Origin of the sequence: Streptomyces sp. JL2001 (assembly GCF_050917515.1) — a bacterium.
In the GTDB taxonomy this organism is placed as follows: domain Bacteria; phylum Actinomycetota; class Actinomycetes; order Streptomycetales; family Streptomycetaceae; genus Streptomyces.
Window position 1 is genome coordinate 555,800 of record NZ_CP169421.1, and the last position, 13,822, is coordinate 569,621.

Consider the following 13,822-nt stretch of genomic DNA (forward strand, 5'->3'; position numbering starts at 1 on the left):
GGGCGCATTTCGAAACCTGATGGAATATGACGCAGTGATGTACCTGAACGATCGTGCAGCGCTCGAACGTGCGCGCAGAGCGTTCACCCTGGGGGTTGAGGAATCATGGACGCATGAACGACGACCCGACGCGTGTGCAGGAGTTCTTCGGCGTCCGCGCCGCCGGCTGGGACGCGCGGTTCCCCGACGACGGGCCCGCGTACGCCGCCGCCGTGCACGACCTCGGTCTGCGCCCCGGCGACGCCGTGCTCGACGCGGGCTGCGGCACCGGCCGCGCCCTGCCGCCCCTGCGCGAGGCCGTGGGGCCCGGCGGAACGGTCCTGGGAGCCGACCTCACCCCCGAGATGCTCGACGCGGCGACCGCGGCCGGGCGGGACGGGGCCGGCACGCTGCTGCTCGCCGACGTCTCCCGGCTGCCGCTGCGCGACGGCGCGCTCGACGCGGTGTTCGGCGCCGGCCTCGTCTCCCATCTGGCCGACCCCGCCGCGGACCTGGGCGAACTGGCCCGCGTGGTGCGCCCCGGCGGGCGGCTCGCGCTCTTCCACCCCATCGGCCGGGCGGCGCTCGCGGCCCGTCACGGCCGCCGGATCACCGAGGACGACCTGCGGGCCGAGCCCAACCTCCGTCCGGTGCTGGCCGGTTCCGGCTGGCGGATGGTCAGTTACGTGGACCGCGACGACCGTTATCTCGTGATCGCCGTCCGCGAGGGCTGAACGCCGCGGCGGACGGACCGCGGCGGCCACCCCGCCGCAAACCGGTCGCGGAACCGCGGGCGGGCCGGTCACGGCCGTCCGGCACGCGCCCTTCTGCCACGCCCGTTCCGTGTCTACCGTGGAGGTGCCGGGCAGCCGTGCCCGGGGAAGGCGGCAGGCCGTGACGCGCGTACGTGATCGATTCCGCAGGCTTCTCCCCTCCACCCGCCCGGCCTCGCCCTCGGGACCGGGCACGCGCCGGCCGCGCCGGACCCACAACCTCTTCGAAGCGGCGGCGGTGTACGTGGCGGCCGGCGCCGAGGACGACGAGGAACGGGCGGACGAGGCGGCGGGCTGGGTCTCCCCCGACGCGCTCAGCTTCGGCATCAACGAGCTCGCCTGCCGGGCCGTGATCGCGCTCGCCCGTGAGCGCGACCAGTCGCCGGAGTCCGTGGCCCGCTCCCTGCTCGGACTGCCCGAGACCCCGGCGGCCTGAGTCCGCGGCATCGCACCTCCGGGCGGGATGCCGGAAAAGATCGGATCCGTGGGTTCACCGGATCCGCCGCGTACGGTTCCGGCAGGCCCGGCCTGCCGGAATCGGGCGCGTCACTTTCGCCGCCTTCCCGCACGGGAACTCTCGACGCACGGGTTACCCACTGGTTAAGGTGCGCCGACGACCAGAAGGGGAGGCTGCCGTGGGTGGGACGGAACCTACCGCCGACGACGACGCGCTGTACGTGTTGACGGCGGTGCTGCTGACGCCTGCGCGGTTCCCGAGCGTGCTCGGCGACGACTACCCGGCGGCGTGCGCGGCGCTGGAGCTGGAGCCGTACGCCGAGGGGTACGGACTCGTGCTCGGCCAGGACGGCGAGGGCGCCCGGTGGACGGTGATCGTCGACGACGTCTCGCTGGTCGCGGTGGCGATCGCCTCCTGGGACTGCGGCATGGCGTACGACCTCTCCCCGGACGAGCGCTCCGTCGTGGCCGCCCTGCCGGGCTGGCCGCTCGCGGTCGCCTCGGCGGCACCCGACCTCCCGGCGCCGCACGATCCGGAGCCGGAGCAGGGCGCGCGGACGGCGCTCGCCCCGCCGTCCGAGGATGCCTGGGGCCCGGCCCAGCGCCGGCTCGGCGCCGACGAGGTGGCGCTCCAGTGGGCCGCGTGGCGGGCCCGGATGGACGACCCCGACGACGCTTCCGACGAAGCCGGCGGCGCCGAGGGCGGTGCCGTCCCGGCGACGGCGGACCGCGAGGACGCCGGCCCGGCCCCGGCCGCCGGGGCGGACACCGGGAACCCGGACCCCGAGGGGGCCGGCGCGGCTCCCGCCGACCCCTACGACGGCGTCCGCCGGGCCCTCGCCGAGCTGCGCGGGTATCTGGAGGAGGCGCCGCCGGTCGGCCGGGTGCGGTCGAGCTTCGCCACCGGTGACGCGCGGATGCTGCGGGCCGACGGCCCCGGCTGGTCGCTGGTCGCCCGGACCGACGACATGGCCTTCGTCCTGCTGGACGACGAACCGCGCGAGGTCCTCCCGGTGGCGCGCGGGCCGAAGCTGCCCGCCCTGCTGGAAGCGCTGGAGGCGATGGCCGTCCGGCCCTCGTGACCGGAAGGCACCACATGGGCCGTCGGCCCGAGGTGTGGTCCCGGACCATGGCCGCGCGGGAGGGGCGCCCCGCACGATGTGGCGGCGCGCCCCACGGGGTGACGCATCCCCGTCCCGCCGTCCCACCGGAGGCCGTCCATGCGCCCCATCCGAGGCGTTCCCCTGCTCGCCGCGCTCCTGACGGGTCTGACCGTCCTCGGCCCCGCCGCCCCGGCCGGGGCCGAGGACGGCGGCCCGTCCTGTGCCCGTCAGGAGCGGCTGCGCGTCCCCGGCGCGGAGCGCCAGCGGACCGCCTGCCTCGGCGACCTGACCACCGCCGGGCTGGCCGGTACCGCCTACACCGACATGGCCGACCAGGCCGGTCTCTCGGCGAAGGGCACCAGGAACCCGTCCGGGGTCCCCGGCATCCAGATCGACGGCTACTTCCCCGACGACTCCCGTCTCAACGCCACCCACGGCTGGGCCCACGACTCCCAGTTCGTCATCCGGCTCCCCGAGCACTGGAACGGCGGCCTGGTCGTCACGGGGGCACCGGGCACCCGGCGCCAGTACTCCACCGACACCCTGATCTCGGACCACGTCCTCGCCCAGGGCTTCGCCTACGCCGCCACCGACAAGGGCAACACCGGACCGGACTTCTTCACCGACGGCAGGCAGCCGGGTGACGCGGTCGCCGAGTGGAACCACCGGGTGACCGAGCTGACCAGGGCCGCCAAGCAGGCCGTCCGGCAGCGCTACGGCCACGCCCCGCGCCGCACCTACATGACCGGGATCTCCAACGCCGGCTACCTGACCCGCTGGCAGCTGGAGAACCGCCCCGAGCTGTACGACGGGGGCGTGGACTGGGAGGGCGTCCTGTGGACGACCCGGGGCCCGAACCTGCTGACGAGCCTGCCGGTGACGGTGGCGCGCTCCTTCGGGCAGGCGACCGACGACGATCTGGTCGAGGCCGGTTTCGCGCCGGGCTCGGCGTTCCTGTGGCCGTACCACGAGAAGGCGTACTGGGGGCTGACCCAGAAGATCTTCCGGGCGGAGTTCGACCCGTCGTACGACCCGGGCTGCCCGGGCACCACCGCCGGGACCACCGTCGAGCAGATCCTGGCGCCCTGCGCGTCGGACGCCGCCTACGACTACGCCACGCGTCCGCGCGCGGTCCAGCGGGCCGTGGCGAAGGTGGCGCTCACCGGACGGATCGGCAAGCCGCTCATCACCCTGCACGGCGACCTGGACACGCTGCTGCCGATCGCGACCGACTCGGACGTGTACGAGGAGATGATCGACGCGCGCGGCCGGGACCGCCTCCACCGGTACTACACGGTGCAGGGCGGCACCCACACGGACGGCCTGTACGACACGTACCCGGACCGGCTGCGGCCCATCCTGCCCTGCTACCGCTCGGCGTTCGCGGCGCTGACCCGGTGGGTGGAGGCGGGCACGGCACCGCCCGCCGACCGCACGATCGCGCGGCCCGCGGGCGGTGACCCGGTCAACTCCTGCGCGCTGCAGGAGTAGGGAGCGGGTTCAGACCATCTCCAGGGGACGGTGCGGCTCGGCCGGGAGCTCGATCGTGATCGGGTCGCCGGGCCGCACCTCCCCGCCGGTCAGCACGATGCTCATGATCCCGGCCTTGCGGACGATCCGACCGTCCTCGTCGCGGCCGAGGACCTGCTTGAGGAGTCCGTGGCGGTAGGTGTCGATCTGCGCGCACGGGTTGCGGAGCCCGGTGACCTCGACCACGGCGTCGGCGCCGAGCCGCAGGCGGGTACCGGTGGGCAGGCCGAGCAGGTCGATCCCCCGCGTCGTGACGTTCTCGCCGAGCGCGCCGGGCGCCACCTCGAAGCCGGCGCCGGCGACCTCGTCGAGGAGTTCGGCGTGGATGAGGTGCACCTGGCGCAGGTTCGGCACGGTCGGGTCCTTCGCGACCCGCGAGCGGTGCTTGACCGTCACACCCGCGTGGACGTCCCCTTCCACGCCGAGCCCGGCCAGCAGCGTGATGCTGTCCCGGTTCGGCTTGGTGAACGCGTACTCGCCGTTGCTGCTGACCGTCGTGACCGTGCCGCTCATGACGCGAAGCTCCCCTCTCCCGAACAGATGATCACTTCTGACCCTACGGGAGGGCCTCCGGCATCAGCGACGGAGTTCCTTGCGGGAGATCCGGCGGAGCCGGCGCCGCTGGCCGGGGTCGAGGGCCAGGTAGGCCACGGCGGGGACGCCGAGGATCACGAGCAGCGACATCCAGAATCCGATGAGGGGGATGAGGAGCAGGCCGACGGCCACTCCCCCGATCACGATCTTCGTGCGTGTCGTCATGGTTCCGACGCCTCCTTCTCAGGCCGCCGCCGACAGCGTTCAGGCTGCCGTGCGAAGCGGCTCGCCGACCTCGTGGAGATGACCGAGCGCCTGCCGGTAGGACTCGACGAAACCGGTCTCCGTGTAGGGGATACCCAGTGTGCGGCAATGGGCACGCACGGCGGGCTGGGCGAGGCGGAGATGCGGCCGGGGCATGCTCGGGAAGAGGTGGTGCTCGATCTGGTAGTTCAGTCCGCCGAGGAACCAGTCGGTGACGGCGCCGCCGCGGATGTTGCGCGAGGTGAGCACCTGCCGGCGCAGATGGCCCCAGCTGTCGCCGTCAGGGTGGGCGTCCGGCCTCTCCATGCCCTTGTGGTTCGGGGCGAAGGCCATGCCGAGGTGGAGGCCGAGGAGCATCTGGTGGATCAGGGCGAAGACCAGGGCCTGGCCGAGGGTGAGGCTGGTCAGGAGCAGCGTGGCGTAGCCGGCGACGTGGGCGCAGAGGAGGGCGCCTTCGACGAGCCGGTCGCGCCGGGTCCGGTAGGGACCGTCCGCGGAGAACAGGGCCTGGAAGCCGTACACCTTGAGGGCGATGCCCTCCAGGGTGGTCAGCGGGAAGAACAGCCAGGCCTGGTGGCGGGTGAGCCAGCCGCGCAGGCCGGTCCGGCCCGCCGTCTGGTGCTGGGCGAAGACGAGGATGTCGGCGGCGACGTCCGGATCCTTCTCCAGGTGGTTGGGGTGGGCGTGGTGGCGGTTGTGCTTGTCGTTCCACCACTCCTGGCTCATGCCGAGCAGGAGGTTGGCGTGGACGAGCTGGACGGCCCGGTTGCGCCTGCGGTGCGCGCTGATCTGGGAGTGTCCGGCGTCGTGTCCGACGAAGGCGGCCCGGGCGGAGAAGAGGGCGAGCGGGACGGCCAGCGGCAGGGCCCACCAGGTCGGGCCGAGCAGGACCAGCCCGACGGCCACCGCGGCGAGGGCGAGGAGGTTGACGGTGATCCCGCGGGCGTACCAGCCGGCCCGGCGGTCGAGCAGCCCCTGCTCCTTGACCGTGCGCAGCAGGGGGCCGAACTCGCTGCCCCCGGCGCCGCGCCGGGAGGCTGCGGCTGGGGCCCTCTCGGGGGCCGTGAGCGTGGCGGTGGCCTGGGGCATGGAGGTCTCCGGTGTCCGTGGCGGGGCCTGGGCGCTGGCTGCGCGGCCTGAGTCGAACGTACGGATCGGCGATCGACCGCGGCCATGGCGGCATCCCCCGGAATCCCGGGGGGATGCCCGGGTGCGGGTAGTAGGGCTGGCCCCACCGTCGGGGGCGGCGGCCGCAGGGGGCGGGCGGGGGTGCTCCGGGAACGGGCGATGTGAGCCGGATCACGGCGTTTCCGTTCCCGGTTCGTCCGTCGGTTCGGGTACCCTCGGCCGCTCTACCCCGGTAGTCAAATTTGAGGAATGCGTTGACGCTGTCGCAGAGCCCCGATGAACTCGCCCGCCGTTCCGCCGTCTTCCTGCCCGCCGACCCCCCGCGCGAAGGCCGGATCGCCTTCTGGTCGCCGGAGGGGAACGAGAACACGCGGGCGGATCGGGAGGCTCAGGGGGCGCAGGAGACGCAGGAGGACCGGAAGGACACGGACCCACGGGTGACCGAGGGCGGGCCGACCGGGGTGACCGAGGTGACTGTGGTCACCGAGGGTCTCGACACCCGCACGGTGCCGGCACTGGTCCTGCCCGTTCGGGAGGCCCTGCCGCTGCTGACCCGGGCCCGGCGGCACGACCACGCCTCGCCGTCCACCGCCTTCTGGGGCGCCGCCGCCCTGCTCGCCCTCGGGTTCGTCGCCCGGGGGCTCGTCCTGCCCGGTCTCACCCCGACCGACCGCGACGCCTGGCGGGCCGGCCCCCTCGGCCCCGAGGAGGTCTCGGCCCTGCGCACGCTGGCCGCCTCGATGCCGCCGTCCGCCCACGCGGTACCGCTGCCCGGGCCGGTGCACACGACGGTGCCGGCGGACGGCCCGGACGCCCTGCGGCTGCCCGAGCCGGAGGGTCTGCTGCGTGCGTTCGTCGACGCCGTCGCCGACACGCTGCCCCGTACGCCGGCCGCGCCGCTCGCCGCCGGCGGCCCCGCCTTCGCCGCTCCCGAGCCGCAGACGCTGCCCGGTCAGCGGGCGTGGGCGGCCGACGTGGCCGCCGGCCACGACGCGGGCGTACGCCTCTCCCTGCGCATCGAACTGCCCGGGCTCGGCGCGCCGGTGGAGGGCTCCGACGCGTCCGACGGCTCGCCGTCCGAGGGGCCGGAGGCGCCGGCCTTCCGGGCGGTGCTGCAGATCCACAGCGTCGCCGATCCCGCGCTCGCCGCCGACGCGGCCGAGATCTGGGCCGGATCGGGCTCGTCCGGCGCCGCGTTCGGCCCGCGCGCCCGGCTGGACGCCCTCCTCGCCCTGCGCCGCGCCGCCCGCGCCTGGCCTCCGCTGGCCCCGCTGCTCTCAGCGGCGGTCCCGGACGCCGTGGAACTGGCGGACGAGGAGGTCACGGAACTCCTCGGTCCGGCCGCCCGGGCCCTCGCCGCCACCGGCGTACGGATCCACTGGCCGCGCGAACTGGCCCACCGGCTCACGACGACCGCGGTGATCGGGCCACCGGACGACCCGGCCCGCGAGGCCGGCCAGGACGCCGCGGGCACGAACGGCGGCGAGCCGGGGGCCGGACTCTCCGGACTCCCGTCGTTCCTGTCCGCCGACGCCCTGCTCGCCTTCAACTGGCGCTTCGCGCTGGGCGACCGGGAGCTGTCCCGCGCGGAGCTGGACCGGCTGGCCGAGTCCGCCCGCCCACTGGTCAGGCTGCGGGACCGGTGGGTCCTGATCGACCCCGCCGAACTCCGGCGTGCGCGCGCCGCGCAGGACCACAAGATCACCCCGGTCGACGCGCTCGGCGCCGTCCTGACCGGCACCACCGAGGTCGCCGGCCGCCGCGTCGAGGTCCGGGCGACCGGCGCGCTGGAACAGCTGCGCGCCCGGCTGGCCGATCCGGAGGGCGGCCGGCAGGAGGTCGCCCAGCCCGCGGCGCTCGCCGCGACGCTCCGCGACTACCAGCTGCGCGGCCTGAACTGGCTCCACCGGATGACCTCCCTGGGTCTCGGCGGCTGCCTCGCCGACGACATGGGACTCGGCAAGACGATCACCCTCATCGCCCTCCACCTGCACCGGCAGACCGACCCTTCCGCCGCCGGACCCACGCTCGTCGTCTGCCCGACCTCGCTCATGGGCAACTGGCAGCGCGAGATCGAACGGTTCGCGCCGGGCACCCCCGTACGCCGCTTCCACGGCGCGGCCCGCGGTCTGGAGGGGCTCGCGGACGGCGAGTTCGTCCTCACCACCTACGGCACCATGCGGCTGGACACGGCGCGACTCGCCGCCCCTGCCTGGGGTCTGGTCGTGGCGGACGAGGCCCAGCACGTCAAGAACCCGTACTCCGCCACCGCGAAGCAGCTCCGCACGATCGGCACCAAGGCGCGCGTCGCACTGTCCGGAACGCCCGTGGAGAACAACCTCTCCGAGCTGTGGGCGATCCTCGACTGGACGACACCCGGCCTCCTCGGCCGGCTCGGCGCCTTCCGGTCCCGGTACGCCTCCGCCGTCGAGGGCGGCCGGGACCCGGCCGCCGCGGAACGGCTCGCTTCGCTGGTCCGCCCGTTCCTGCTGCGCCGGCGGAAGTCGGACCCCGGCATCGCCCCCGAGCTGCCGCCGAAGACCGAGACCGACCGCGCCGTCTCCCTGACGAAGGAACAGGCGGGCCTGTACGAGGCGGTGGTGCGCGAGACCCTCGCGGCGATCGCCCAGGCCGACGGCATGGAACGGCGCGGTCTGGTCGTGAAACTGCTGACCGGCCTCAAACAGATCTGCAACCACCCGGCCCAGTACCTGAAGGAGGAGCGTCCCCTGATCGAGGGCCGCTCGGGGAAGCTGGAGCTGCTGGACGAGCTGCTGGACACGATCCTCGCCGAGGACGCGAGCGTGCTGGTCTTCACCCAGTACGTGCAGATGGCGCGGCTGCTCGAACGGCACCTGGCGGCCCGGGGCGTGCGGACGCAGTTCCTGCACGGCGGAACACCGGTCGCCGAGCGTGAGGCGATGGTCGCCCGCTTCCAGGACGGCGAGGTGCCCGTGTTCCTGCTGTCGCTGAAGGCCGCGGGCACCGGTCTCAACCTCACCCGGGCCGGTCACGTCGTGCACTACGACCGCTGGTGGAATCCCGCGGTGGAGGCGCAGGCGACCGACCGGGCCTACCGCATCGGGCAGACCCAGCCGGTCCAGGTCCACCGGCTGATCGCCGAGGGCACCATCGAGGACCGCATCGCCGACATGCTGGTCCGCAAGCGGGAGTTGGCCGACGCCGTGCTCGGCGCCGGCGAGGCGGCACTGACCGAGCTGACGGACGCCGAACTGGCGGACCTGGTCCAGCTGCGAGGGGACGGACGATGAGCGGGTACGGGACCGACGGCACGGCAGGCCGGCACGACGAGGAGCGGACCTTCGCGGCGCTGCCGCCGGCGCGCGGTTCCGCGTTCGCCCGGACGTGGTGGGGCCGGGCGTGGCTGAAGGCGCTGGAGGACACCGCGCTCGACAACCAGCAGCTGAAGCAGGGGCGCCGCCACGCGCGCGAGGGCGCGGTGGGCGCCGTGTCGGTGCGCCCGGGCCGGATCACCGCGGTGGTCAAGGACCGGGACGGCACCGCCTACCGCAGTGACGTGCTGCTGCAGGAGCTGTCGGAGGAGGGCTGGGACCGGTTGCTGGACCTGGCGGTGGACAGCGCGGGGCACATCGCGGCGCTGCTCGACCGTGACATGCCTCCGCACCTGGTCGAGGACGCGGCGGCGGCCGGGCTCGAACTCCTCCCGGGCATCGGCGACCTGGAGCCGGAGTGCGGCTGCGAGGCCTGGGACCACTGCCCGCACACGGCCGCGCTGTGCTACCAGGTGGCGCGGCTGCTGGACGAGGACCCCTTCGTCCTGCTGCTGATGCGGGGGCGGGGCGAGCGGGCGGTGCTGGACGAGCTCCAGGAGCGCAGCGCGTCACGTGCGACGGGGACGGGGGCCGGGACGGACGGGCCGGATGACCCCTCCGCGGGGGTGTCCGCGCGTGAGGCGTTCGCCGCGCGGGACATCCTGCCGCCGTTGCCGGCGCCGCCCACGCTGCCGTCGGACCCGGGCGAGCCGCCGTCGCTCGACACCGAGACGGACCCGGAACCGGGTGTCGACGCGGCGGCGCTGGAGTTCCTGGCGGCCGACGCGGCCTCCCGGGCCCACCGGATGCTGGCGGCGGCGCTGACGCCGGGGCACGAACGGCAGCCCGTGGAGCCGAACCTGACGCTTGGTCAGGACGCGGTGCGGCTGGTCGCGACCGGGACGCCGACGTCGTCGATCGCGGCTCGGCTGGCCGCCGGGTCCGGGCGCCGGCGGACCGATCTGGAGCCCGCCGCGCGGGCGTGGCGGGTGGGCGGCGCTCCCGCCCTGGCCGCCCTGGAGGAGGAGTGGGAGCCGGAACCGGAGGTGCTCGCCCGGGCGAAGGCGCAGCTCGCGCAGGCGTGGGAGGGTGCCGGACCGAGGCCGGTGCTGCGCCCGGCCGGGGCCGGCCGCTGGACGGTGGTCGGCGCGGAGGCCCAGCTGCGACTCGCCCAGGACGGCCGCTGGTGGGCGTGCCGCAAGGAACGGGACCGGTGGGTTCCGGCGGGTCCGTCGGACTCCGACCCGGCGGCGGCGCTGGCCGCGGTGCTCGCGGCGGGTGACGACTGAGACCGGCGGGCGCCGGCGGCGGGTGAGGGGCGGGGATCAGGGGCGGGCCGTCACAGGAGCGGCGCCGTCAGCTTGCGTACGGCCGCCGTGGCGTCGTCCCCGGTGTCGGTCTCGTCGCCCGTCCCGGACCCGGTACCGGCGTTCACCGCGAGGCTGCAGGTCACGGTGTCGGTGCCGAGCAGGTAGCTGGTGCGGAACGGGTACTGGACGAAGGTGGTCCAGCGGGTGCCGCGCGGCTGGTCGGCGGCCTTGCGGCGCAGGAGGTCGCGGCAGAGCGCCGCGGCCGCGTCGCGCACGGCCTCGTCGGAGTCGTGGTCCCCGGTCAGCCGGAGTACGGCCACGACCTGGGCGTCGTGGGGCCGGACGCAGGAGCGCCGGGTGACGGTGCCGGGCGCGGACCGGTCGATGTCGAAGCACTCCCCCGCCCGGAGCCGGTCGAAGGGCACGGGCGACGCCGCCGGCGACGGGCTGCGGGAGGGCCGCGGGGTGGGCGTGGTGCCGCGCGGCCGGGTTCGTGCCGGTGCGGGTGTGGTGGCGGGGACGCGGGAGGGGCTCCGGGAGGTCGCGATCCCGCCCTGGGGTGCGGGCCGGCGTCCGGCGGCCTGGGTGGTCCGGGCCTCGCCGGGCGCACCGAGCCGGGTGGCGTCCCCCGGTCGCGCGTCACGGCCTCCGTCACGGCTCGCGACCAGGGCCGCCGCCACGAGGGCGACGGCCGACAGGACCAGGAGCGGGACGAGGAGGTACCGGAGGGGTGACGACCGGTCGGCGGAGAGCGGGACCATGGTGACCAGCGTCACCTCCTTTCCGTCATCTCACGCTCATTGAAGGCGAGTTGAAGCACGGCCCGTACGGAACCGTGACAATCCGCGGTTCCGTACGGGCTGTTCGCCGTGGCGGCAAGTGTGCGGGAGGGTGTCCCGTCGATCAAGCCCGGCGGTCCCGGGGATCGGCCCGGGCGGGACCTACAGGCCCAGCTGCCGCTCCGCCGCCTCGACGGTCTGGGCGAGCAGCACGGCGATCGTCATCGGGCCGACGCCGCCCGGTACCGGGGTGATGAGGGAGGCGCGCTCGGCGGCCGACGCGAAGTCGACGTCCCCGACGTTGCCGGGGTTGTAGCCGGCGTCGACCACGACCGCGCCCGGCTTGATGTCCTCGCCCTTGATGAAGTTCGGCTTGCCGACGGCCGCCACGAGGACGTCGGCCTCGCGGACGACCGACGAGAGGTCGGTGGTGCGGGAGTGGCAGTACGTGACGGTGGCATCCCGGCCGAGCAGCAGGAGGCCCGCCGGCTTGCCGAGGATCGCCGAACGGCCGACGACGACCGCCCGCTTGCCGCTGAGGGCCACCTCGTACGCGTCGAGGAGGCGCATGATGCCGCCGGGGGTGCAGGAGACGAAGCCGGGCAGTCCGAAGCCCATCGCGGCGAAGGACGCCATGGTCACGCCGTCCACGTCCTTCTCCGGGGCGATGGCCTCGAAGGCGGCGCGCTCGTCGATGTGCGGCCCGACGGGGTGCTGCAGCAGGATGCCGTGGACCTCGGGGTCGTCGGAGAGCGCGGTGATCGCGGCGACGAGTTCCCCGGTCGTCGTCTCGGCGGGCAGCTCGACGTGGCGGGAGCGGATTCCGGCCTTCGCGCAGCGGTTCTGCTTCATCTTCACGTAGGTGACGGAGGCGGGATCGGCGCCGACGAGCACGGTGGCGAGGCAGGGCGTGACCCCGGTGCGGCGGGTGACCTCCGCGGCACGTGCCGCGGTCTCCTCGACCGTGCGGCGGGCGAGCGTGGTGCCGTCCATGAGGGAGGCGGTGCTGGTGGACATGGGCCACTCCTGGGCGTCGTCGATGACCGGTGTTCGCCCAGGCGCACGGCAGCGCGGTCCGCGCGGGTGCGCGGTGTCCACGGGACCGCTCCCCGGTGGTGATCCACCTCAAGCGCCAGTCACGGCCCGCGCACCACTGTACGTGAGGCCATGGGCCGGGATACGGGGACCGGGGAGGCGGACGGTGCGAGGCACCGGAGGGCGCGGTCCGGTCAGGGCGCATATGCCGGGGCGTCGGGACGCTTGTGGGCGGCCCGCGCACGGACCACGATGACGGCACGGGACCGACGACCTCACCGGGGAGGCCGAGTTGAGCGATGCGTGGGTGGCGGCGGAACCGGACGCCGGAGCGGTGCGCCGGGCGCACGAGGCGTTCACGACGCGCGGCCGGATGGAGCTCCCGCCGGTACGGCCGCTGGTCGCCGAGTCCTGGCGCCGCTCGGCACGGGCCCGGGTCAGTCCGGACGGACTCGCCGGCGTCGAGCTGGACGACGAGGAGCTCGCCGGACACCGGGAGGGCCATCCGCTGGCCGCCGCGATGCCGGTGATCCGGGAGCTGATGGGTGCGTACGCGACGGACGGGGAGCACCTGCTGGCCGTCTGCGACGCGTCGGGCCGGATGCTGTGGGTGGAGGGGCACCCGGGGACGCTGCGCCGGGCCCGGGCGATGAACTTCGTCGCGGGCGCCCGCTGGTCGGAGTCGGCGGCCGGGACGAACGCGCCGGGGACCGCGATCGCCGTGGACCGTCCGGTGCAGGTGTTCACCGCCGAGCACTTCCAGCGGCCGGTGCAGGCCTGGACCTGCGCCGCCGCTCCCGTGCACGATCCGCACACCGGGCGCCTGCTGGGCGCGGTGGACATCACCGGTGGGGACCGGCTGGGCCATCCGCACAGCCTGGCGTTCGTGCAGGCGGTGGCGCGGGCCGCGGAGTCCCAGCTGGCGCTGGCGGGGCCCGCTCCCGCGGCGGACCGGATCCGGCTCGCCGCGCTCGGCCGGGACGAGGCGGTGCTGACGGCGGCGGGCCGCAGGCTGCGGCTGAGCCGCCGCCACAGCGAAATCCTGGTGGTGCTCGCCCACCACCCGGAGGGAGTGAGCGGAGACGAACTCCTGGTGCGGCTGTACGAGGACGAGTCCATCACCCCGGTCACGCTGCGCGCCGAACTGTCGCGGCTGCGCGGACTGCTCGGCCCGGAGCTGCTGCGTTCCCGCCCGTACCGGCTGGCGGCGGCGGTGGACGCGGACTTCGCGACGGTGGACCGGCGGCTGCGTTCGGGCGCGCTCGCGGCGGCGCTCGGCGAGTACGCGGGGCCGCTGCTGCCCGGCTCCCACGCGCCGGGGGTCGTACGGCTGCGGGAGCGGCTGACGGACCGGCTGCGGGCGGCGCTGCTGGACCGGGGCGACCCGGCGCTGCTCGCCGACTGGACGTACAGCGCCTGGGGCGAGGACGACGTGGAGATGTGGCGGGCCCTGTCGGCGGCGGTTCCGGCGGCTCAGCGGCCGCCCGTGCTGGCCCGGCTGACCGCGCTGGACGAGGAACTCTCCCGGGGAGCGGACGGCCTGGCGGGCCCGGCCGGTCTCGCGGGCGGGCCCGTCGGGGGCGCAACGCGGTTGCAACGTCGGGGTCCGCAGACTCGGCGGTGAGCGCCGGCCAGGGA

Annotated in this window: 12 protein-coding genes and 1 riboswitch; of the genes, 7 read left to right on the forward strand and 5 right to left on the reverse strand. The window is 75.0% G+C overall.

Features of this window, described 5'->3' with window-relative positions; genetic code table 11:
- Nucleotides 1-113 precede the first annotated feature (113 nt).
- The 4 genes from ACE1OA_RS02560 (at nucleotide 114) to ACE1OA_RS02575 (ending at nucleotide 3,802) form a co-directional block, all read left to right on the forward strand.
- On the forward strand, nucleotides 114-713 hold the full coding sequence (locus tag ACE1OA_RS02560; RefSeq protein ID WP_356605158.1) for a class I SAM-dependent methyltransferase: 600 nt from the start codon (nucleotides 114-116) through the stop codon (nucleotides 711-713).
- Between the two features lie 160 nt (nucleotides 714-873).
- Nucleotides 874-1,188: a hypothetical protein gene (locus ACE1OA_RS02565; RefSeq protein ID WP_356605160.1), complete on the forward strand. Its 315-nt coding sequence runs from the start codon at nucleotides 874-876 to the stop codon at nucleotides 1,186-1,188.
- A gap of 199 nt (nucleotides 1,189-1,387) precedes the next feature.
- Nucleotides 1,388-2,290, forward strand: a complete 903-nt coding sequence (locus tag ACE1OA_RS02570; RefSeq protein WP_384868965.1) for a hypothetical protein — start codon at nucleotides 1,388-1,390, stop codon at nucleotides 2,288-2,290.
- A 138-nt stretch (nucleotides 2,291-2,428) separates the two neighbouring features.
- Complete coding sequence (locus ACE1OA_RS02575; protein ID WP_432752152.1) at nucleotides 2,429-3,802, forward strand: tannase/feruloyl esterase family alpha/beta hydrolase; 1,374 nt, start codon at nucleotides 2,429-2,431, stop codon at nucleotides 3,800-3,802.
- Between the two features lie 9 nt (nucleotides 3,803-3,811).
- Here the strand turns inward: ACE1OA_RS02575 and ACE1OA_RS02580 are convergent, their stop codons facing one another.
- The 3 genes from ACE1OA_RS02580 to ACE1OA_RS02590 form a co-directional block, all read right to left on the reverse strand.
- Nucleotides 3,812-4,354: an MOSC domain-containing protein gene (locus ACE1OA_RS02580; protein WP_384868959.1), complete on the reverse strand. Its 543-nt coding sequence runs from the start codon at nucleotides 4,352-4,354 to the stop codon at nucleotides 3,812-3,814.
- 63 nt (nucleotides 4,355-4,417) lie between these two features.
- On the reverse strand, nucleotides 4,418-4,600 hold the full coding sequence (locus ACE1OA_RS02585) for a hypothetical protein (RefSeq protein WP_147976450.1): 183 nt from the start codon (nucleotides 4,598-4,600) through the stop codon (nucleotides 4,418-4,420).
- Nucleotides 4,601-4,639: 39 nt separating this feature from the next.
- On the reverse strand, nucleotides 4,640-5,728 hold the full coding sequence (locus ACE1OA_RS02590; RefSeq protein WP_356774536.1) for a fatty acid desaturase family protein: 1,089 nt from the start codon (nucleotides 5,726-5,728) through the stop codon (nucleotides 4,640-4,642).
- Nucleotides 5,729-6,021: 293 nt separating this feature from the next.
- Here ACE1OA_RS02590 and ACE1OA_RS02595 point away from each other — a divergent pair, with 293 nt between their 5' ends.
- Together ACE1OA_RS02595 and ACE1OA_RS02600 are read left to right on the forward strand one after the other, a co-directional pair.
- Nucleotides 6,022-9,039 (forward strand): DEAD/DEAH box helicase, encoded by a 3,018-nt coding sequence (locus ACE1OA_RS02595; RefSeq protein ID WP_432752153.1) that lies wholly within the window; start codon nucleotides 6,022-6,024, stop codon nucleotides 9,037-9,039.
- A complete protein-coding gene (locus tag ACE1OA_RS02600) occupies nucleotides 9,036-10,349 on the forward strand; it encodes an SWF or SNF family helicase (RefSeq protein WP_432752154.1) in 1,314 nt (437 codons plus the stop codon). The genes ACE1OA_RS02595 and ACE1OA_RS02600 overlap by 4 nt, the downstream gene beginning before the upstream one ends.
- 50 nt (nucleotides 10,350-10,399) lie before the next feature.
- On the opposite strand, the gene ACE1OA_RS02605 is transcribed toward ACE1OA_RS02600, so the two are convergent.
- Both ACE1OA_RS02605 and ACE1OA_RS02610 read right to left on the reverse strand, forming a co-directional pair.
- The gene (locus ACE1OA_RS02605) at nucleotides 10,400-11,146 is read right to left on the reverse strand and encodes a hypothetical protein (RefSeq protein ID WP_432752155.1); all 747 of its coding nucleotides are present in this window, start codon (nucleotides 11,144-11,146) and stop codon (nucleotides 10,400-10,402) included.
- 165 nt (nucleotides 11,147-11,311) lie between these two features.
- Nucleotides 11,312-12,166, reverse strand: coding sequence for a bifunctional 5,10-methylenetetrahydrofolate dehydrogenase/5,10-methenyltetrahydrofolate cyclohydrolase (locus tag ACE1OA_RS02610; RefSeq protein ID WP_356605176.1), 855 nt, complete (start codon nucleotides 12,164-12,166; stop codon nucleotides 11,312-11,314).
- A 28-nt stretch (nucleotides 12,167-12,194) separates the two neighbouring features.
- Nucleotides 12,195-12,299, reverse strand: a riboswitch (ZMP/ZTP riboswitch).
- Between the two features lie 177 nt (nucleotides 12,300-12,476).
- Between ACE1OA_RS02610 and ACE1OA_RS02615 the strand changes: the two genes are divergently transcribed.
- Nucleotides 12,477-13,808 (forward strand): GAF domain-containing protein, encoded by a 1,332-nt coding sequence (locus ACE1OA_RS02615; protein WP_432752156.1) that lies wholly within the window; start codon nucleotides 12,477-12,479, stop codon nucleotides 13,806-13,808.
- The last annotated feature ends 14 nt before the right edge of the window (nucleotides 13,809-13,822 follow it).

Excerpts from the sequence above, each read along its gene's own strand:
- ACE1OA_RS02575 (WP_432752152.1), top strand. The coding sequence starts at position 2,429 with ATGCGCCCCATCCGAGGCGTTCCCCTGCTCGCCGCGCTCCTGACGGGT.
- ACE1OA_RS02585 (WP_147976450.1), bottom strand. The coding sequence starts at position 4,600 with ATGACGACACGCACGAAGATCGTGATCGGGGGAGTGGCCGTCGGCCTG.
- ACE1OA_RS02600 (WP_432752154.1), top strand. The coding sequence starts at position 9,036 with ATGAGCGGGTACGGGACCGACGGCACGGCAGGCCGGCACGACGAGGAG.
- ACE1OA_RS02560 (WP_356605158.1), top strand. The coding sequence starts at position 114 with ATGAACGACGACCCGACGCGTGTGCAGGAGTTCTTCGGCGTCCGCGCC.
- ACE1OA_RS02610 (WP_356605176.1), bottom strand. The coding sequence starts at position 12,166 with ATGTCCACCAGCACCGCCTCCCTCATGGACGGCACCACGCTCGCCCGC.
- ACE1OA_RS02590 (WP_356774536.1), bottom strand. The coding sequence starts at position 5,728 with ATGCCCCAGGCCACCGCCACGCTCACGGCCCCCGAGAGGGCCCCAGCC.
- ACE1OA_RS02580 (WP_384868959.1), bottom strand. The coding sequence starts at position 4,354 with ATGAGCGGCACGGTCACGACGGTCAGCAGCAACGGCGAGTACGCGTTC.